Source organism: Rhizobium sp. EC-SD404 (assembly GCF_902498825.1).
Classification (GTDB): domain Bacteria; phylum Pseudomonadota; class Alphaproteobacteria; order Rhizobiales; family Rhizobiaceae; genus Georhizobium.
This window is the reverse complement of record NZ_LR701459.1, coordinates 712,516-730,448: the sequence shown is the minus strand read 5'-3', so window position 1 is coordinate 730,448 and position 17,933 is coordinate 712,516. Positions and strand designations below refer to the sequence as shown.

Sequence of the window (17,933 nt, the reverse complement as noted above, 5' to 3'; positions counted from 1 at the left end):
CCGCTTTTCTCTGTCAGCGCGTCTTCAGCCCGTCTTGCGGAAGGGCTTCTGGTCTTCTGGCGATGCAGCCGGTCGGTCGACAGGAAGGGAAACCACAGAGCCAGAAAGCGGCTTTGCGGCGCGGCGCTTGGGTGCAGCGAGGGGCTCGTCGAAACGGGCAGGCTGTGTTGCGGAAAGGTCGAAGCTTTTGCGGTCACGGTTCCACTCCAAATGCCAGCGCCCGCCCGCAATGCCGGCACGATGACGGTCCAGAAGAATGTCGAAGACAGGATTGGACGGTGCCCCGGCCGCAAGCCCCACCGAGGGTGCCGCCCTTACCTGCCATCGGGTGAGTGAAGAGCTGGGCTGCGGCTGCCCCGCCGCCCTCAGGACGAAGCCGGTCACGCCGGAACGTGAGGCCGCCAGCATCATGCGGCGGCTGGCTGTCAGGTCTAGAAACCCTGCCTTGCCCCAGATTTCCAAAAGAACGGCGCCAAGGGCCGGGGACCGCAAGGCCTCAAGTCCCGCCCGCAGCACCATTGTCTCGCTTTTTGCCGAAATCAGCAGAACCCTGTCCGGATCGATGCCGAACTGAGCAAGACCGGGCGCATAGAGATCGCCCTGCTCCAGCACGGCAAGAGCATGCCGTACCCAGACGATGTGACGTCCCTCACCGGCGGCGCGCAGGGCAAGCGAAAGCGCGAACCCGGCGCTTGCACCGGCATCGCCCACATTGCCGGCAAAGACTTCATGCAGGCACCCCCGCGGAAGCCCGCCGCCCAAGGCCGCATCGACCTGGTCGAGGCCGAGCGTAAAGCCTTTCTCCCCCGGCGATCGCGCCGGTTCCAGTGCAGCCAGTTGCCGCTTGAGCTGAGAAAGGGTGGAGGACATGGAAACCAAGGCTCGATCGTCGGTTTGGGGTCAATCTAATGTTCATGTTATGTTCTATTTAGGACTCAGCTTCCACAAAGAGTCAACAACCCACACCGGCCATGTTTGAGACAGTTGCGTACGAGCGACGTTTACGTCAAAGTCATATCAATTAGCGCGGAGGGCGCGGGGTGCCATGCCCTACAAATCCTGCTAGCCTTTCAAACCAGCGTGGGACGGCGCGGAAGGTTTGAGAGGAAGTGCCTAAAAGACCACAAGATACCGGGAGGGCATCGTGGAACAAAATATCAGGACAACCGACCAGAACCCCGACAAGATCTGGCTGAACTCATATCCACCGGGCACTCCGGCCGATATTGGGCCACTGGCCTATGCCTCTATCGGTGAGTTGATCGAAACCGCATGCAAGCGTTATGCGGAGCGGCCGGCATTCACCTGCATGGGCAAATCCATCAGCTATGCCGATCTGGACACCCATTCCGCCGCGCTCGGTGCTTGGCTGCAAGGCAAGGGCCTGAAACAGGGCGACCGCGTTGCCGTGATGATGCCGAACATTTTGCAGAACCCCGTTTCGATCGCAGCCGTGCTGCGTGCGGGCTTCGTCGTCGTCAACGTCAACCCGCTCTACACGCCACGCGAATTGCAGCATCAGCTGAAGGATTCCGGCGCAAAGGCGATCATCATCCTGGAAAACTTCGCCCACACGCTGCAGGAAGTGGTCGCCAAGACCGACGTCAAGCATGTCTGCGTGGCAACCATGGGCGACATGATGGGCCTCAAGGGCCACGTCGTGAACCTCGTGGTTCGCAAGGTGAAGAAGATGGTGCCGGCGTGGAATCTGCCCGGCCATACACCCTTCAAGGCGGCCCTGGCGGACGGCCGGGGCAAGACGCTCGTCCCCGCCAAGGTCAAGCCGGACGACGTCGCGTTCCTGCAATATACCGGCGGCACGACCGGCGTTTCCAAGGGCGCCGTGCTCAGCCATGCCAACGTCCTGTCGAACGGTGCCCAGATCAATCTCTGGCTGCAGGCGGCGTTCCTCAACAAGGAGCGGCCGGATCGGCTGATCTTCGTCTGCGCGCTGCCGCTCTACCACATCTTCGCGCTGACGGTGAACGCGATCATGGGCATCGACCAGGGCGCCCAGAACATCCTGATCCCCAATCCGCGTGACATTCCGGGCTTCGTGAAGGAACTCGCAAAGTATGAGGTCCACATCTTCCCGGGCCTCAACACGCTCTTCAACGCGTTGCTCAACAACGATGATTTCAAGAAGCTGGACTTCAGCAACCTCATTCTGACGCTCGGCGGCGGCATGGCCGTGCAGCGTCCGGTTGCCGAACGGTGGCACCAGCTTACCAACTGCCCGATCTCGGAAGGCTATGGCCTCTCCGAAACATCGCCGGTCGCCACCGCGAACCGCTTCGACCGCGCCGAATTCACCGGCACGATCGGCCTGCCCCTGCCCTCCACGGAGATCGCGATCCGTGACGAGGACGGCAAGGATCTCGGCATCGGCGACGTCGGCGAGATCTGCATCCGCGGCCCGCAGGTCATGAAGGGCTACTGGCAGCGCGACGACGAGACCGCCAAGGTGATGACGCCGGACGGCTTCTTCCGCTCCGGCGACATGGGCTACATGGACGAGGACGGCTACACCAAGATCGTCGACCGGAAGAAGGACATGATCCTCGTCTCCGGCTTCAACGTCTATCCGAACGAGGTCGAGGAAGTGGCCGTGTCCCATCCGGGCATCGTCGAAGCGGCAGCCATCGGCCTACCCGACGAGCACTCCGGCGAAGTCGTGAAGCTTTACGTCGTCAAGAAGGATCCGTCCCTCACCGAAGACGACGTGAAGAAGCATTGCGCCGAAGGCCTGACGAACTACAAGCGCCCGAAATACGTGGAGTTCCGCGACGAACTGCCGAAGACCAATGTCGGCAAGATCCTGCGTCGCAAGCTGCGCGACGAATAAATTCAGGAAGCGAGGCGGGGAAGCGCCCTGCCTCGCCTATTCCGCTGCTATCAGAGATGATCAGGCTCAAGCCCAGTCTGCTTGGCAATTCGGGTCATCATTCGAGGACCGATTTCTTCGCTATCGTGGAATGCGAAGACCACCTCGGGCCAACCTTCGCGTTCAAGCACCTTATGGGAACCGCTCTGACGTTTTACGGACCATCCGATCCGCTGAAGAGCCGCCAAAACGCGACGAGCAGGATAAGAGCCAAAACGGCTCATGCAGCCACGACGAACAGTCGGCTAAGTTCGGGGATGACTTCGCCGTGCTCAAGGCGATCGGCCAGGACTCGAAGAGCGAGTGCCTCGACTTTTCCTTCAGCTTCCGCCTGGCTGTTCCCGTAGGCCATGACACCGGGCAGATCGATAACCTCGGCGATCCAGCGTCCGTCGTCTTCCTGTTCAAGCGCGATGCGCAGCATGCCAATCTCCCGGCTGATGCAACCTTCTACAGCAAAATCCACCGTCGCGGCAATTTTTGCCAACCCTCATCGCCCTTGAACAGCCCTCTCAGACCGCGCATAGAACAGTCCCGCCCCAAGCGAAGACAGGCACGCACCATGACCGCAGATGCTCGCAAGACCACGCTCGACGCCCTGAAAATCCATGCGAAAACTGCGGCTCCGGCCGACATGCGCGCAGCGTTCGATGCCGACCCATCGCGCTTTGAGCGCTGCTCGGCGCGGCTGGACGATCTGGTGCTCGACTATTCCAAGTGCCGCGTCGACGACGAGACCATCGCGCTTCTGGAGCAACTCGCCATCGACAGCGACGTCGAGGCCCGGCGGGACGCGATGTTCTCCGGCGAGGCGATCAACACCACGGAAGGGCGCGCTGTGCTCCATACGGCCCTGCGCAATCGGTCCGGCAAGCCCGTCATGGTCGATGGCAAGGACGTCATGGGCGACGTGCAGGCCGTACTGAAGGCAATGGGAGAATTCGCCGAAGCGATCCGCAGCGGCACGGCTCGCGGTGCGACCGGCAAGCAGATCACCGACATCGTCAACATCGGCATCGGCGGCTCGGACCTCGGCCCGGCCATGGCGACGCTGGCGCTCGCGCCCTATCATGATGGGCCAAAGGCGCATTTCGTCTCCAATGTCGACGGCGCGCATATCGCCGACACGCTGAAGCCGCTCGATCCCGAAACGACGCTCGTCATCATCGCGTCCAAGACGTTCACGACGATCGAAACGATCACCAACGCGCAGACCGCGCGCCGCTGGCTTGTGGCGGCGCTCGGCGAAGCGGCCGTCGGCGATCATTTCTGCGCGGTATCCACCGCGCTCGACAAGGTCTCAGCCTTCGGGATCAGCGAAGACCGCACCTTCGGGTTCTGGGACTGGGTGGGCGGACGCTATTCGATCTGGTCGGCGATCGGCCTGCCGCTGATGATTGCCGTCGGCGCGGAGAATTTCGGCCGCTTCCTGGATGGCGCCCACTCCATGGACCGCCATTTTGCGGATGCGCCGATCCGACAGAACCTGCCGATGCTGCTCGGATTGATCGGCTTCTATCACCGCGTTGCCTGCGACTACGCCTCGCGCGCGATCATTCCCTACGACCAGCGCCTCTCCCGTTTTGCCGCTTATCTGCAGCAGCTCGACATGGAATCGAACGGCAAGGGCGTCACCATCGACGGCACCGCGGTCGACACACCGACCGGCCCCATCGTCTGGGGCGAGCCGGGCACCAACGGCCAGCATGCGTTCTTCCAGCTGCTGCACCAGGGGACGGACATCATCCCGGTGGAATTCATGATCGCGGCAAACGGCCATGAGCCCGATCTCGCCCATCAGCACCAATTGCTGATCGCGAACTGCCTGGCGCAATCGGAGGCGCTGATGCGCGGCCGCACGCTCGCTGAAGCAAGACAGCAGTTGAAGGACAAGGGCGCATCCGACGCCGATGCCGATCGCATCGCGCCCCACCGCGTGTTTTCCGGCAACCGCCCCTCGATCACGCTCGTCTATGACAAGCTGACGCCAGAAGCGCTCGGTCGCCTTATCGCGCTTTACGAGCACAGGGTGTTCGTAGAGGCTCAGATCTTCGGCATCAACGCCTTCGACCAGTGGGGCGTTGAACTCGGCAAGGAGCTCGCTACCGGCCTGCTGCCCGTCGTCAAAGGCAAGGATGCCGGCGAAGGCCACGATGCATCGACGCTCGGCCTGGTCAAGACGATCCGAAATCTGCAGGGCGCCTAAGCTTCAGCAGGCCACGCACAGTTCAAGCCGGGATCAAAAACCGATTTCGTGAGCCCAGGGCGGATTGGCGCCCGGGCGCGACACGGTCACCGACGCGGCCTTTGCGCCGAGCGACAGCGCATCTGCAATGGCATCTTCGCCGAGGTCGGCAATGGCAACCTTCGTCAAAAGAGATGCACGGTCGAGCGAGGCGAGAATGCCTGCGTTGAACGTATCGCCGGCACCGACCGTATCGGCAACGTCGACGCGGTTGCCCGGTACGCTCACGCGGTGGCGAATCGAAAGACCGATTGCACCTTCCGCGCCTTTCGTGACCACCACGAGCGACGGGCCGGCCTTCAGCCATTCGGCAGCAGCCGCCTCGGGCGTATCGAAACCGAACCAGGCGAGATCTTCGTCCGACAGCTTCACGATGTCGCTCATGGCGATCATCCGGTTCATCCGCTCCAGATGCGCCTGCCGGTCGCGAACGAAGCCCGGGCGAATGTTGGGGTCGAGCGAGATCACGCGGCGTGCCGCCTCGCGCTTCATCAACGCCTCGTAGGTCGAGCCGCACGGCTCCGAGATCAGGCTGATCGCCCCGAAATGCAGCGCCGTCACGTCAGGCCCGAACGTGGGCAGGTCGGCATCGGTGATCATCCGTCCGGCAGTGTTCTCATCGAAGAACGCGTAGCTCGCATGACCGTTGGTGAGCTTCACGAAGGCGAGCGTCGTCGGCTGGTCGAGGGATGCGCAATGGGAATGGTCTACATGCGAACTGTCGAGCGTCGCCCGCAGCACATCGCCGAACATGTCGGAGGAGAGACCCGTGAAGAACCCGGTGGGAATACCGAGCCGCCCGAGCGCGATGGCTGTGTTGAACACCGCCCCTCCGGCATAGGGTGCGAAAGCGTCCTCGCCGGTGACCGACTTGCGCGGCAGCATGTCGATCAAGGCTTCACCACAGCAAACGATCATCGCACCCCTCCCAAGAATTCAATCGATTTAATCAATTCGGCCCTTCGTGGCTAGCCCAGTCGCTGCTCGAAATCTTCGTAGCCGAATGTCTTGACGATCTCGACGGCATCCGTGCGCGCATCCCATGTGGCGATGGATGGCAGCGGCGTTCCGTTGAAGGTCGTGTTCTTGACCATCGTGTAATAGGCGAGATCGAGAAAGACGAGCCGGTCGCCGATCTCTGGCCGGGTGGCGAAGCGATAGGTACCGATCACGTCGCCGGCCAGACATGTCGGCCCGCCGAGACGCATTGTCAGATCGTCCGCCTCGGACGCTGCCAGGCTGCGCGGCAGAGCCTGTGCGCCGATGAGTTCTGGCGTGAACGGCGCTTCGATCACATCGGGCATGTGGCACGTGGCCGAAGCATCGAGAATGCCGATGGCGGCACCGTTCTCGGCAATATCGAGCACTTCCGCGACCAGCGCGCCCGCATGCAGGGCCACCGCCGTGCCGGGCTCGAGATAGACCTTGAGGCCCGTGCGGGCGCGGAAGGCCTTCAGGCGCTCCACCAGCGTGTCGATCGGAAAGCCATCCTCGGTGATCAGCAGCCCGCCACCGAGATTGATCCAGCGCACCGCACCGAAGAGATGCGCGCATCGCTCTTCGACAGCGCTCAGCAGTCGGTCGAACGCATCGAAATCATGATCGCAAAGCGCATGCACATGCAAACCACCGAAAGGCGCCAGGTCCTCGGCAGTGATCGCGTCGGCCGGCACGCCCAGCCGAGACCACGGTGCGCAAGGGTCGTAAAGCGGTTGCGCCACTTCCGAATGGCCAGGGTTGATGCGCAGTCCGAAATCGACGCCTGATGCCGCCTTAAGCTGTGGTTCGAAGCGCTGCCACTGATGCAGGGAGTTCAGGATGACGTGATCGGAATGCTCCAGAATGCCGTCGATATTGGCGGTCGACAGTCCCGGCGCATAGGTGTGGACCGCGCCGCCGAACCGCTCGCGCCCGAGCCGCGCTTCATAGAGCCCGCTTGCCGCCGTTCCAGAAAGATACTGGCCGACGAGCCCGCCGGCGCCCGGAAAAGAAAAGGCCTTGAGCGCGAGCAGGATCTCGACGCCCGCGCGTTCACCGACCGACTTCAGAAGTTTCAGATTGTCCTCGAGCTTGGCGAGATCGATGACATAGCAGGGGCTCGGCACGCGCGCGGGATCGAAGCGCTCGAAATTGCCCGCCATCAGGCAGCCCCCGGCTTTGCGAATGGCCAAGAGCCGTCGACCGGCAGCACCGTCTCGTGCCAATCGATGCCCGTTTCCGGCATCAGTTTCAGGAACGGATCCGGATCCAGCTCCTCCATATGGGTCATGGTCTGCGGGTTCCACGTGCCGTCCGCCATCAGCCGGATCGCGGTGATGACGGGAACGCCGGTCGAATAGGAAATCGACTGGCTACCGACCTCCTCGTAGTTCTCCGCATGGTCGCAGTTCGACCAGATGAACAGCCGCTTCTCCTGGCCATCCTTCATGCCTCGGATGTCGCAGCCGATGCAGATCTTGCCTTCGTAATCCGGTGCGAGCGACGACGGATCCGGCAGGAGTGCCTTGACGAGGCGGTTCGGTGCGACTTCCACACCGTCGACTTCGACAGGGATCGACGAGGTTAGCCCCAGATTGTCGAGCACGTTGAACACCTTGAGATAGTGCTCGCCGAAGCCCATCCAGAAGGTGATGCGCTCGGTGCCAGGGAAAGTGTAGGCCAGCGACTGCAACTCGTCGTGCCCCATTGAATAGACGCGGTGCGATCCCACCTGCGGCAGCGTCACATCCATCCATTCCGAGTGGTGCGGGATCGTCTTCCACGCGCCGTTTTCCCAGGTGATGACGTCTTCCTTCACCTCGCGCAGATTGACGTCCGCGTCGAAATTCGTCGCGAAGTACTGCCCATGGCTGCCGGCATTCACGTCGATGATGTCGATAGACGAAATGCTGTCGAAATGGTGCTTGCGGGCCTGCGCACAGAAGATGTTCACGACGCCTGGATCGAACCCCATGCCGAGAAAAGCGTTGAGCTTCTTCTCGCCAAACTTCTCGCGGCGCGGCCACTCCACATAGGAGTACCAGGGCGCCTTGATGTCCTCGACATGCTCGTCCTCGCCAAGCGCGGTGTCGAGATAATGCGTGCCTGTGGCAAGGCAGGCGTCGAGCAGCGTTTCGTTGCAATAGGGCGACGCGACATTGATCAGGATGCGGGCGCCCGTCTCCGAGATCACGCGTTTCACGTCCTCGATGCTGCGTGCATCGATCGTTCTTGTCTCGATCAGCGCAGCCTCGCCGGGCTTCGCCCAGCGCTCCTGCACTTCCTGCGCGATCGCAGCCAATTTATCCGCGTTGCGTGCAGCGAGAACGATCCCGCCGAATTCGGCGCGGAACTGGGCCGCTTTGTGGACAGTCACCTGGCCGACGCCACCGGCACCGACGATCAAGAGCTTCGGCTTCGTCACGGCCTGTCTCCCTCGTTGATTGAGCTATGGAAAGAAAATCAGCCTTGCGGCAGTTCGGAAATGCCGCCATTGCGCGCCGACCATTCGAGCGGCGAATTCAGGAATGCTTCGACTTCCGACAACGTCTTTTCGTCAAAAAGTTTTTGATCGCGGGCACCGGCCAGCACATTGCGCCAGGTGGCGACGTAATGGAGCTTCACCTTGCCGTTTTCGAAGCGCTGCTCTGCCTCGGGGAAGATGCCGTAGAAGAAGAGCGCGATACCGTGATCGACGACGCCGCCGGCTGCGCGGATCGCATCGATGAACTTGAACATGCTGCCGCCGGCCGTCGTCAGATCCTCGATGACGAGCACGCGCGCGCCCTCAGGCATATGGCCTTCGATCTGGGCATTGCGGCCATGACCTTTTGGCGCCTTGCGCACATAGATCATCGGCAGGCCAAGGCGATCGGCCAGCAAGGCCGCGAAGGGGATCCCGGCCGTCTCGCCGCCGGCAATGCAGTCGAACTGCTCGAAGCCGGCGTTGCGCAGAAGCGTGCCAGCGGCAAAATCGATGACGGCGGAACGGACGCGCGGATAGGACAGCAGCTTGCGGCAGTCGATATAGACGGGGCTGCGCATGCCCGATGCGAGCTTGTAAGGCTCGTCCGCGTTGAAGTGGACCGCCTTGATCTCAAGCAGCATTTTCGCGACGAGTTCGGCGGCCACATCCTTGTCGGGGAAGCTGTTGGCGAACATCGGCGGATCCTTGACTGTCTGATCGGGCGGGCGGGAAGAGCGGGCGCCGGTTGATTAGCAGCAAGCGATGCGCGGCGCTACCCGTCAGACGACATCCCAGTGAACCGGAAACATGGGATCGAAAAGCGTGACCGGCCCGGCGCCCGTCTCGATCTTTGCGGGGTAGGCGACCGGCTCGGCGCGCTTGGTCAGCGTCAACGTGCCCTTGTTGACCGGAAGGCCGTACCAGGCAGGACCGTTGAGCGAGGTGAACGCCTCCAACCGGTGCAGCGCACCCTCCTCCTCGAACACATGGGCAAGCAGCGGCATCGTGTTGGTGGCGGTGAAGATCCCCGCGCAGCCGCAGCCGCATTCCTTCGTGGCATCCACATGCGGTGCGGAATCCGTGCCGAGAAAGAACCGCGCGTCGCCCGACGTCGCGGCGGCGCGCAGCGCCAGGCGATGCGTCTCCCGCTTGGCGACCGGCAGGCAATAATAATGCGGGCGGATGCCGCCTGCGAGGATCGCATTGCGGTTGATGATCAGGTGATGGGTGGTGATCGATCCCGCGAGATTGCTGGAAGCCGATTTGATGTAATCCACGCCGTCCTTCGTCGTGACATGCTCCATCGTGATCTTCAGTTCCGGCAGCCTTTTGCGCAGCGGCGCCAACACCCGTTCGATGAAGACCGCTTCCCGGTCGAAGATGTCGATCGCCGGATCCGTCACCTCGCCATGCACGCAGAGCGGCAAGCCGATCGATGCCATGCGCTCGAGGATCGGCATGACCTTGTCGATGTCGCGCACACCGCTTGCAGAATTGGTGGTCGCGCCGGCCGGATAGAGCTTCACAGCCGTGACGATACCGCTCGCTTGGGCCTCCGCCAGATCGTCGGGGTCGGTCGTTTCCGTCAAATAGAGCGTCATGAGCGGCGCGAAGTCCGACCCGTCCGGCCGCGCATTCAGAATGCGATCGCGATAGGCGCGCGCATCGTTCGCGGTGACGACTGGCGGAACCAGGTTCGGCATGATGATCGCGCGTGCGAAATGCGCCGTCGTCTGCGGCAGCACGCCTTCCAGCATCGCCCCGTCGCGCAGATGCAGATGCCAGTCGTCGGGGCGGCGGATCGTCAGTTCGGTCATTGAGGTCTCACAAGTCTGTAACGTTGATCCTCGTTAGCAGAGCCGGTCGGCCAAGGACAATCGCCGCACCGCTTGTTGTTCACGGCTCCCGGCGGCTATACCGAGGCCCGAATAACGAAAAGGGAGAGCATCATGGATCTCGGATTGACCGGCAAACGCGCGCTCGTGCTTGCCTCCACACGCGGCCTCGGTCTCGGCATCGGCACCAAGCTCGCCGAAGAAGGCGCACATGTGCTGCTGTCCGGCCGCTCCCGCGACAAGCTGGAACGCGCCGTCGCGACGATCCGCGAAGCGGGTGGCAAGGCCGATTTCGTCGAAGCCGACCTCACCGATCAGGGCGTCGTGGATACGCTCGCCGCCGCAGTCGCCGAGAAACTCGGCGGCATCGACATCCTCGTCAACAACACCGGCGGCCCGCCTCCCGGCGCGATGACCGACGCCTCGCTCGAGGTTCTCGCAAAACAGTTCGACACGATGGTGCTGCGCGTGATGGCGATCACGCAGCGCTTCCTGCCTGCGATGAAGGAGCAAGGGTTCGGCCGCATCCTCACTGTCGCATCATCCGGCGTGATCCAACCGATCCCCAATCTAGGCCTCTCCAACGCCCTGCGCTCTGCACTTGTCGGCTGGTCGAAATCCATGGCCAATGAGAATGCCGGTGCCGGCGTCACCTTCAACATGCTCTTGCCCGGCCGCATCCAGACCGAACGCGTGGACGAACTGGACGAAGCCAATTCCAAGCGCACCGGCAAGCCGATCGACGACATCCGCGAAACCGCCCGCGCCTCGATCCCCGCCGGCCGCTACGGCACCGTGGAAGAATTCGCCTCCGTCGCCGCCTTCCTGGTGTCGGTGCCCGCAAGCTACGTGACCGGCAGCCTGATCCGCTGCGACGGCGGCGCGATCAAGTCGGTCTAAGGATGCAGTGGCGCGCCGGCGTTGACAGAGATCAGCCCGGCGCCCCATATCTTTCGTGAGCGCAGCGGTGCGAGTTACCGCGAAAGGACCCGGTGATGCGACCCGAGCATGAATTCTTTGTCGCTGTCGAATGGGATGAGGAGGCGCAGGTCTGGTACGTCGCCGATAGCGATGTTCCTGGCCTTGCTACCGAAGCGCCGTCCATGGATCAGATGATCGCCAAGCTGAAAGTGATGGTGCCTGAGCTTCTCGAGGAGAACGGTGTCATCGAGGCTGTCCACGCAGAGGTGCCGTTTGCGCTGATGGCGAACGTCGCCGGCATCTCATCGCGCGCCTGACTTCGACGGATGCCGGGCTACACAAAGGCAGTCAAAGACATCCTGCGCGAGAACGGTTGCGCATTCTTCCGCCACGGCAAAGGTGATCACGAGATCTGGTGGAACCCGACGACCGGCAAGAAATTCCCGGTCGATAGCGACATCAAATCATGAAACAGGCGGGCATCGACCACAAATTCTGATCGGACTCAGCGGCTGACCTTATCGGCCAGTCGCTCCAACATGCCGAGGCACTGGTCGAGTTGGTCGAGGCTGATGAATTCGTCCGGCTTGTGGGCCTGCGCGATGGAGCCGGGGCCGCAGACGACGGCGGAAATGCCGGCCTTTTGAAAAAGGCCGGCCTCTGTGCCGAAAGAGACGACATCGGCCTCGTTGCGTCCGGTCAGCTCGCGCGCGATGGCGAGCGCCTCGGAATGGCTGGCCGGTTCCAGACCTTCGACCTCGCCGATCACGTGGGTCACGATGTCGGTTGCTGGATCGACCGCATGCATGGCCGGCCTCAGCACCTCTTCGACGTAAGCCCGCATCTCGGCCTTGACGAAATCGGCGTCGGTGGCGGTCACCGGCCGCATTTCCCAGTCGACGCGACAGTCGCTCGCCACCACGTTGCGCGCCGGCCCGCCAACGATGGCCCCGGCCTGAAGCGTGGTCCACGGCGGCGTGAACGGGCTGCCCGCAGGCACCCGCGCCTTCAGCGGTTCGCGCAATTGCAGCAACCGCGTGATGTAGCTGACGGCATGTTCGATGGCGTTGACGCCCGCATCGGGGATCGAGGCATGGCCGCCTGAGCCCGTGAAATGCGTCGTGTATTCGAAGCAGCCTTTGTGGCCTTCGATGATGCGCATCTCTGTCGGCTCGCCGATGATGACAGCCGACGGTCGGATGCCTGCTTCGGCGAGATCGGCAATCAGCGTCCGCGCGCCGAGGCAGCCGACTTCCTCGTCATAGGTGAACGCGAAATGCACGGGGCGGGTGAGATCGCGCGCGGCGAAAACCGGCGCTATGGCGAGACATGCGGCGATGAAGCCCTTCATGTCGCAGGTGCCGCGCCCGTAGAGCAGGCCGTCGGCTTCCCGAAGCGCGAACGGATCGCTCGTCCAGTCCTGCCCCTCGACGGGCACGACATCGGAATGGCCCGAAAGCACGATACCGCCATCCCCTCCAGGCCCAAGCGACGCGAAGAGGTTCGCCTTGCCGCCCTCGGGATCCTGCGAGATCCGGATTTCCGCGCCGGATTGCTTCAGCAGGTCCGCCGCATACGCAATCAGATCCACATTGCTATCCGACGACACCGTCGGATAGGCGATGAGATCGGCAAGGATCGCGCGGGTCCGCTCCAGCAACATGAAGCCGGCTAGTCCTTCACATACATCTTGCGCGGGCGATTACAGAGGCATTCCGCCGCTGCACCATCGCGGATCAGGATGCTTTCGGTGATCTCCAGGCCCCAATCCTTCATCCAGAGCCCCGGCATGAAGTGGAAGGTCATGCCGGCTTCCAGGATCGTGTCGTCGTTCTCGCGGAACGAGATGGTCCGCTCGCCCCAGTCCGGCGGATAGGAAATGCCGATCGGATAGCCGCAACGGGCGCCGCGATCGATGCCGATCTTCTCGAGCTCGTAGTGGAAGGCCCGCGCCACATCGCCGGCGCGCGCGCCCGGACGCGCGGTTTCGAGCCCTGCTTCGAGGCCGAGCACCACGGCCATTTCTGCGTCGAGCAGATATTGCGGCGGCTTGCCAAGAAACACCGTCCGGCAGAACGGCACGTGATAGCGGCGGTAGCATCCTGCGATCTCGAAGAAGGTCGCTTCACCTTTTTTGAAAGGCTGCGCGCTCCAGGTGAGGTGCGGCGCGGCGGCATCCGATCCGCTCGGCAGAAGAGGCACGATAGCCGGGTAGTCGCCCCAGATGCCCTCTTCCGTGCCGTCGTCGAGACCACGGATCGTGTCCGCATAGATCTCGGCCACCACCTCGTTCTTCTTCATGCCCGGCTCGACGCGCTCTACGATGCCGTCGACGACCTTCTCCGCGATCAGCGCCGCCTTGCGCATGAAGGCGAGTTCCTCGTTCGACTTGACCGTGCGCTGCCAGTTCACGAGACCCGTCGCATCGCTGAAGGTCGCGTTGGGCAGTTCGTATTCCAGCACCAGATAGGCCTTGGCGGAGAAGTAGTAATTGTCGAGTTCGACGCCGATACGCGACGACGAATGGCCCTTGTCGCGGATCAGCGCCGCGAGCGTCTGCATCGGATGAATTTCGCGCGACTGCACATAGTGGTCGGCGTAGGGAACGCAGCGCGCGTCCTCCATGTAGACTGTACGGACCGCCCCATTGGCATCCTGCCCGCGCCCCCACCAGATCGGGTCTTCGTCATGGAAGACGAGCACGCCTTGGTGCACGTAGAAAGACCAGCCGTCATAGCCGGTCAGCCATGCCATGTTGGAAGGGTCCTCGACGAACAGGACATCGATCTCCTGCCTGCGCATGGAGTCGCGCACGAGACGCAGTCGACGCTCGTATTCGGCGTGGCTGAAAGGCAATGCACTGGCAGGCATCGGCAAATTTTCCTGATCTAAAACGACATTTTTAGGCACCGTCACACTATGCCTACACTACAAGCAGCACGGGCAACAACCTGTCTGAAAGCGACGTCCGGATGCCGCCACGAGCCAGGCGCTCGCAGCCCGCATCGGGGCAAACTTGACAGCGTCGACGCCTCCGTGGTCGGCTTGAGGCCTCACGACGCCATCAAATCAAGAAAAACACCGGAGAGCGCGCCGCATTGACCTCCCCAAGCTTCAACGACATCGAACAGGCACAGGCGACCATCGCAGGCCACGTGCTGCGCACCCCGCTCGTCGAAGCCACTGCGCTGTCACGGATCCTTGGCACCGAGACACTTCTGAAGTTGGAGTCGCTGCAGCCCATCGGCGCGTTCAAACTGCGCGGCGCCGTCAACGCGATCATGCAGCTTCCATCGGATAGCGCCGGCGTCACCTGTTGCTCGACCGGCAACCATGGCCGCGCGGTCGCCCATGCCGCCAAGGCACGCGGCATGCGTGCGGTCGTCTGCATGTCCGCGCTCGTGCCGAAGACCAAAGTGGAGGGCATTCGTGCGCTCGGCGCCGAAGTGCGGATCGTCGGAAACAGTCAGGATGATGCGCAAGAGGAAGCGGCACGCCTCGTCGCCGATGAAGGCTTGGTGGACATTCCACCCTTTGATCATCCGCAGATCATTGCCGGACAAGGCACGATAACGCTGGAGATGCTGGAAGACCGGCCCGACATCGAAACGCTGCTGATCCCGCTTTCCGGCGGCGGACTTGCTGCAGGGATGTCGCTCGCCGCCAAGCACATCAAACCGTCGATCCGGGTGGTGGGCATATCCATGGACCGTGGCGCCGCAATGCACGAAAGCATTCTGGCTGGCGGTCCTGTCACTGTCACCGAAGTGGCGAGCCTTGCCGATTCACTCGGCGGCGGGATCGGGCTGCAGAACCGCTATTCCTTCGACCTCTGCCGCGCCTTTCTGGATGACACAGTCCTCGTCACCGAAGACGACATCTACCGGGCGATGCAGGCCCTGTTCTTCGAGGAGCGCATCGTGGCCGAGGGCGCCTGCGTCGTCGGGATCGCCGCCATGATGGCCGGAAAGCTGGGGAACCTCGAAAGTCCCGTCGCGACCGTCATCACCGGACGCAACGTCGATATGGGCGTCTTCACCCGCATCATGGCGGGAGACGACATCGTGCTCGGTGACGTCACCGTCAAAGGAAGGACTTACGACCATGGTTGAGCCACGCGACGTTCTCATTCTCACCGAGCGCGACCTGCGCGAACTCGTCCATCTGGACCATGCAGCCATCGAAATCGTGGAAGAGGCTTTCGCGGCACTGGCAAGTGGCAAGGTCGTGATGCCGCCGATCCTTTCCATGGCGATCCCCGAGGCCCACGGCGAAGTGGACGTGAAGACCGCTTATATCCCCGGCTTCGACGGTTTTGCCATCAAGGTGAGCCCCGGCTTCTTCGACAATCCGAAGCTTGGCCTGCCGAGCCTGAACGGCCTGATGATCCTTTTCTCCGCGCGCACGGGCCTCGTCGAAGCACTACTGATGGACAATGGCTACCTGACCGACATCCGCACGGCAGCGGCCGGCGCGGTCGCCGCAAAACACCTGGCGCCGCAATCCGTCGATACGGCTGCCGTCTTTGGCACCGGCGTCCAGGCACGTCTGCAGATGAAAGCGGCATATCTCGTCCGGCCGTTCCGCAAGCTCATCGTCTGGGGCCGGGATCGGGCGAAGACGGAAGCCTGTGCCGCGGATCTCACGGCAGAGCTGGGCATCGAGGTCGTCGCCGAACCGGATGGCGCAAAGGCGGTGGCGGAAAGCCAGCTCATCGTCACGACGACCCCTGCCCGCGAACCCATCATCAAGGCCGAATGGCTGCATCCGGGCCTCCACATCACGGCGATGGGCTCCGACAGCCCGGAGAAGAACGAGATCGAGCCAGAGGCTCTCACCCGGGCCGACCTTTATGTCGCCGATCGTGCAAGCCAGTGCGAAAAGCTCGGCGAACTGAGGACCGCGATCGCGTCCGGGCTATGGGGAACCGGCCAGCCGGTGGAATTGGGCGACATCGTCGCCGGCAAGATCGAGGGTCGTCTTTCCGACGATGCGATCACCATTTGCGACCTCACCGGCACCGGCGCACAGGACACCGCGATCGCGACCTTTGCACTCGGGGTTGCCAAGGCGGGGGGTAAAGGTTCAAAAGTGGCCCTATAGGCCCGCACCTCCGTTTTTTGCCGCGCTATGCGCCATGGAGGGGCCCGAAGGCCCGGCCGCTGCATCGAATTGCCGGCAAGAGGGCGCTGGAAACCAAGTGACCACCCGACGGAGTAGCCATGCTCAGGAACGACCAGCTCGACCAGTGGGACCGCGAGAATTTCTTCCACCCCTCCACGCATATGGGCCAACACGAACGCGGCGAAAGCGCCAACCGCGTCATCACCGGCGGCTCGGGCGTCTATATCGAAGATCGTAACGGCAACCGCCTGCTGGATGGTTTCGCCGGCCTCTACTGCGTGAATGTCGGCTACGGCCGCCAGGAGATCGCCGATGCGATCGCCGCCCAGGCCAAGGAGCTTTCCTACTATCACGCCTATGTCGGCCACGGCACGGAGGCCTCCATCACGCTCGCGAAGATGGTGATGGACCGCATGCCCGAGCACATGTCGAAGGTCTATTTCGGGCTAGGCGGATCGGACGCGAACGAAACCAACATCAAGCTCGTCTGGTACTACAACAACATTCTCGGCCGTCCGCAGAAGAAGAAGATCATCTCGCGCTGGCGCGGCTATCACGGCTCGGGCCTGATGACCGGCTCGTTGACCGGCTTAACGCCCTTCCACAACAAGTTCGATCTGCCGCTCTCCCAGGTGCTGCACACCGAAACGCCATCCTATTTCCGCCGGCCCGATCTCGACATGAGCGAAGCCGACTTCGTCACCCACTGCGTCGACAAGCTCGAGGAAATGATCGCCATGGAGGGTGCCGACACGATCGCAGCCTTCATCGGCGAACCGCTGCTCGGCACCGGCGGCATCGTTCCGCCGCCGGCCGGCTATTGGGACGCCATCCAGGCCGTGCTCGACAAGCACGACATCCTCCTGATCGCCGACGAAGTCGTCACCGGCTTCGGCCGTCTCGGCACCATGACGGGATCGGCGCATTATGGCCTGAAGCCGGACATCATCACCATCGCAAAGGGCCTGACGTCCGCCTATGCCCCGCTGTCCGGATCGGTCATCTCCGACAAGGTCTGGCAGGTTTTGGTGAAAGGCTCCGATGAGATGGGCCCGATCGGCCACGGCTGGACCTATTCGGCTCACCCGATCGGCGCAGCCGCAGGCGTTGCAAACCTCAAACTCGTCGACGATCTCGGTCTCGTCGAGAACGCAGGAACGGTCGGCGCCTATCTGAACGAGAAGATGAAGGACGCCGTCGCCGATCACAGCCAAGTCGGCGATGTTCGCGGCGAAGGCATGCTTTGTGCGGTGGAGTTCGTCGAGGACAAGTCCAGCCGAACGTTCTACGACCCCTCGCGCAAGATCGGTCCCGCCGTCTCGGCCGCTGTCCTGAAGCAGGGCGTCATCGGCCGTGCGATGCCGCAAGGCGACATTCTGGGCTTCGCGCCACCGCTTTGCCTGACGCGCGAGGAAGCAGACCGCATCGTCGACGCCACGCGCACTGCACTGGCCGAGGTCTTCGGCTGACCACCGGTCA

At 62.7% G+C, this 17,933-nt stretch carries 18 protein-coding genes; 8 read left to right on the top strand and 10 right to left on the bottom strand.

Annotated features, from left to right (window positions below; translation table 11 throughout):
* Nucleotides 1-24 precede the first annotated feature (24 nt).
* Complete coding sequence (locus tag GC125_RS04445; RefSeq protein ID WP_151984220.1) at nt 25-870, bottom strand: ImuA family protein; 846 nt, start codon at nt 868-870, stop codon at nt 25-27.
* A 274-nt stretch (nt 871-1,144) separates the two neighbouring features.
* Here GC125_RS04445 and GC125_RS04440 point away from each other — a divergent pair, with 274 nt between their 5' ends.
* Nucleotides 1,145-2,845: a long-chain fatty acid--CoA ligase gene (locus tag GC125_RS04440; protein ID WP_210251651.1), complete on the top strand. Its 1,701-nt coding sequence runs from the start codon at nt 1,145-1,147 to the stop codon at nt 2,843-2,845.
* A gap of 50 nt (nt 2,846-2,895) precedes the next feature.
* Here the strand turns inward: GC125_RS04440 and GC125_RS04435 are convergent, their stop codons facing one another.
* Entirely contained in the window at nt 2,896-3,108 is a 213-nt protein-coding gene (locus GC125_RS04435) for a type II toxin-antitoxin system HicA family toxin (RefSeq protein ID WP_151984218.1), read from the bottom strand.
* Nucleotides 3,105-3,371 (bottom strand): type II toxin-antitoxin system HicB family antitoxin, encoded by a 267-nt coding sequence (locus tag GC125_RS04430; RefSeq protein ID WP_286165366.1) that lies wholly within the window; start codon nt 3,369-3,371, stop codon nt 3,105-3,107. Before GC125_RS04430 ends, GC125_RS04435 begins: the two co-directional genes overlap by 4 nt.
* Before the next feature lie 75 nt (nt 3,372-3,446).
* On the opposite strand from GC125_RS04430, the gene pgi reads away from it, so the two are divergent.
* Nucleotides 3,447-5,090 carry a glucose-6-phosphate isomerase gene (gene pgi / locus GC125_RS04425; protein WP_151984217.1) on the top strand — a complete coding sequence of 548 codons (1,644 nt, stop codon included), beginning with the start codon at nt 3,447-3,449 and terminating at the stop codon, nt 5,088-5,090.
* A gap of 33 nt (nt 5,091-5,123) precedes the next feature.
* Here pgi and GC125_RS04420 read toward each other — a convergent pair whose 3' ends face one another.
* From GC125_RS04420 to pyrC, 5 genes are all read right to left on the bottom strand, one after another.
* Nucleotides 5,124-6,047, bottom strand: coding sequence for a carbohydrate kinase family protein (locus tag GC125_RS04420; protein ID WP_151984216.1), 924 nt, complete (start codon nt 6,045-6,047; stop codon nt 5,124-5,126).
* Between the two features lie 50 nt (nt 6,048-6,097).
* The gene (gene nspC, locus GC125_RS04415; protein WP_151984215.1) at nt 6,098-7,270 is read right to left on the bottom strand and encodes a carboxynorspermidine decarboxylase; all 1,173 of its coding nucleotides are present in this window, start codon (nt 7,268-7,270) and stop codon (nt 6,098-6,100) included.
* Nucleotides 7,270-8,532 carry a saccharopine dehydrogenase family protein gene (locus tag GC125_RS04410; protein WP_151984214.1) on the bottom strand — a complete coding sequence of 421 codons (1,263 nt, stop codon included), beginning with the start codon at nt 8,530-8,532 and terminating at the stop codon, nt 7,270-7,272. The genes nspC and GC125_RS04410 overlap by 1 nt, the downstream gene beginning before the upstream one ends.
* Nucleotides 8,533-8,570: 38 nt before the next feature.
* On the bottom strand, nt 8,571-9,269 hold the full coding sequence (locus tag GC125_RS04405) for an orotate phosphoribosyltransferase (RefSeq protein ID WP_151984213.1): 699 nt from the start codon (nt 9,267-9,269) through the stop codon (nt 8,571-8,573).
* Between the two features lie 84 nt (nt 9,270-9,353).
* Nucleotides 9,354-10,391, bottom strand: a complete 1,038-nt coding sequence (pyrC, locus tag GC125_RS04400) for a dihydroorotase (protein ID WP_151984212.1) — start codon at nt 10,389-10,391, stop codon at nt 9,354-9,356.
* A 132-nt stretch (nt 10,392-10,523) separates the two neighbouring features.
* On the opposite strand from pyrC, the gene GC125_RS04395 reads away from it, so the two are divergent.
* The 3 genes from GC125_RS04395 to GC125_RS04385 all read left to right on the top strand — a co-directional run bounded on the left by GC125_RS04395 (nt 10,524) and on the right by GC125_RS04385 (nt 11,800).
* A complete protein-coding gene (locus GC125_RS04395) occupies nt 10,524-11,309 on the top strand; it encodes an SDR family oxidoreductase (RefSeq protein ID WP_151984211.1) in 786 nt (261 codons plus the stop codon).
* A gap of 95 nt (nt 11,310-11,404) precedes the next feature.
* Nucleotides 11,405-11,647 carry a DUF1902 domain-containing protein gene (locus tag GC125_RS04390; RefSeq protein WP_151984210.1) on the top strand — a complete coding sequence of 81 codons (243 nt, stop codon included), beginning with the start codon at nt 11,405-11,407 and terminating at the stop codon, nt 11,645-11,647.
* A gap of 9 nt (nt 11,648-11,656) precedes the next feature.
* Nucleotides 11,657-11,800 (top strand): type II toxin-antitoxin system HicA family toxin, encoded by a 144-nt coding sequence (locus GC125_RS04385; RefSeq protein WP_151984209.1) that lies wholly within the window; start codon nt 11,657-11,659, stop codon nt 11,798-11,800.
* Between the two features lie 35 nt (nt 11,801-11,835).
* Here GC125_RS04385 and argE read toward each other — a convergent pair whose 3' ends face one another.
* Complete coding sequence (argE, locus tag GC125_RS04380) at nt 11,836-12,993, bottom strand: acetylornithine deacetylase (RefSeq protein ID WP_199864440.1); 1,158 nt, start codon at nt 12,991-12,993, stop codon at nt 11,836-11,838.
* Between the two features lie 8 nt (nt 12,994-13,001).
* Nucleotides 13,002-14,201 carry an ectoine hydrolase DoeA gene (gene doeA, locus GC125_RS04375; RefSeq protein WP_151984208.1) on the bottom strand — a complete coding sequence of 400 codons (1,200 nt, stop codon included), beginning with the start codon at nt 14,199-14,201 and terminating at the stop codon, nt 13,002-13,004.
* 227 nt (nt 14,202-14,428) lie between these two features.
* Between doeA and eutB the strand changes: the two genes are divergently transcribed.
* The 3 genes from eutB (at nt 14,429) to GC125_RS04360 (ending at nt 17,923) form a co-directional block, all read left to right on the top strand.
* Complete coding sequence (gene eutB, locus GC125_RS04370; RefSeq protein WP_286165365.1) at nt 14,429-15,442, top strand: hydroxyectoine utilization dehydratase EutB; 1,014 nt, start codon at nt 14,429-14,431, stop codon at nt 15,440-15,442.
* Nucleotides 15,435-16,433 carry a cyclodeaminase gene (locus tag GC125_RS04365; protein ID WP_151984207.1) on the top strand — a complete coding sequence of 333 codons (999 nt, stop codon included), beginning with the start codon at nt 15,435-15,437 and terminating at the stop codon, nt 16,431-16,433. The genes eutB and GC125_RS04365 overlap by 8 nt, the downstream gene beginning before the upstream one ends.
* 119 nt (nt 16,434-16,552) lie before the next feature.
* Nucleotides 16,553-17,923, top strand: coding sequence for an aspartate aminotransferase family protein (locus GC125_RS04360; protein WP_151984206.1), 1,371 nt, complete (start codon nt 16,553-16,555; stop codon nt 17,921-17,923).
* The last annotated feature ends 10 nt before the right edge of the window (nt 17,924-17,933 follow it).

What these genes read in the sequence shown, in the direction of transcription:
- GC125_RS04445 (WP_151984220.1), bottom strand. Translation starts at nt 870, where the DNA reads ATGTCCTCCACCCTTTCTCAGCTCAAGCGGCAACTGGCTGCACTGGAA.
- GC125_RS04435 (WP_151984218.1), bottom strand. Translation starts at nt 3,108, where the DNA reads ATGAGCCGTTTTGGCTCTTATCCTGCTCGTCGCGTTTTGGCGGCTCTT.
- pgi (WP_151984217.1), top strand. Translation starts at nt 3,447, where the DNA reads ATGACCGCAGATGCTCGCAAGACCACGCTCGACGCCCTGAAAATCCAT.
- GC125_RS04420 (WP_151984216.1), bottom strand. Translation starts at nt 6,047, where the DNA reads ATGATCGTTTGCTGTGGTGAAGCCTTGATCGACATGCTGCCGCGCAAG.
- nspC (WP_151984215.1), bottom strand. Translation starts at nt 7,270, where the DNA reads ATGGCGGGCAATTTCGAGCGCTTCGATCCCGCGCGCGTGCCGAGCCCC.
- GC125_RS04405 (WP_151984213.1), bottom strand. Translation starts at nt 9,269, where the DNA reads ATGTTCGCCAACAGCTTCCCCGACAAGGATGTGGCCGCCGAACTCGTC.
- pyrC (WP_151984212.1), bottom strand. Translation starts at nt 10,391, where the DNA reads ATGACCGAACTGACGATCCGCCGCCCCGACGACTGGCATCTGCATCTG.
- GC125_RS04395 (WP_151984211.1), top strand. Translation starts at nt 10,524, where the DNA reads ATGGATCTCGGATTGACCGGCAAACGCGCGCTCGTGCTTGCCTCCACA.
- GC125_RS04390 (WP_151984210.1), top strand. Translation starts at nt 11,405, where the DNA reads ATGCGACCCGAGCATGAATTCTTTGTCGCTGTCGAATGGGATGAGGAG.
- GC125_RS04385 (WP_151984209.1), top strand. Translation starts at nt 11,657, where the DNA reads ATGCCGGGCTACACAAAGGCAGTCAAAGACATCCTGCGCGAGAACGGT.
- argE (WP_199864440.1), bottom strand. Translation starts at nt 12,993, where the DNA reads ATGTTGCTGGAGCGGACCCGCGCGATCCTTGCCGATCTCATCGCCTAT.
- doeA (WP_151984208.1), bottom strand. Translation starts at nt 14,201, where the DNA reads ATGCCTGCCAGTGCATTGCCTTTCAGCCACGCCGAATACGAGCGTCGA.
- GC125_RS04365 (WP_151984207.1), top strand. Translation starts at nt 15,435, where the DNA reads ATGGTTGAGCCACGCGACGTTCTCATTCTCACCGAGCGCGACCTGCGC.
- GC125_RS04360 (WP_151984206.1), top strand. Translation starts at nt 16,553, where the DNA reads ATGCTCAGGAACGACCAGCTCGACCAGTGGGACCGCGAGAATTTCTTC.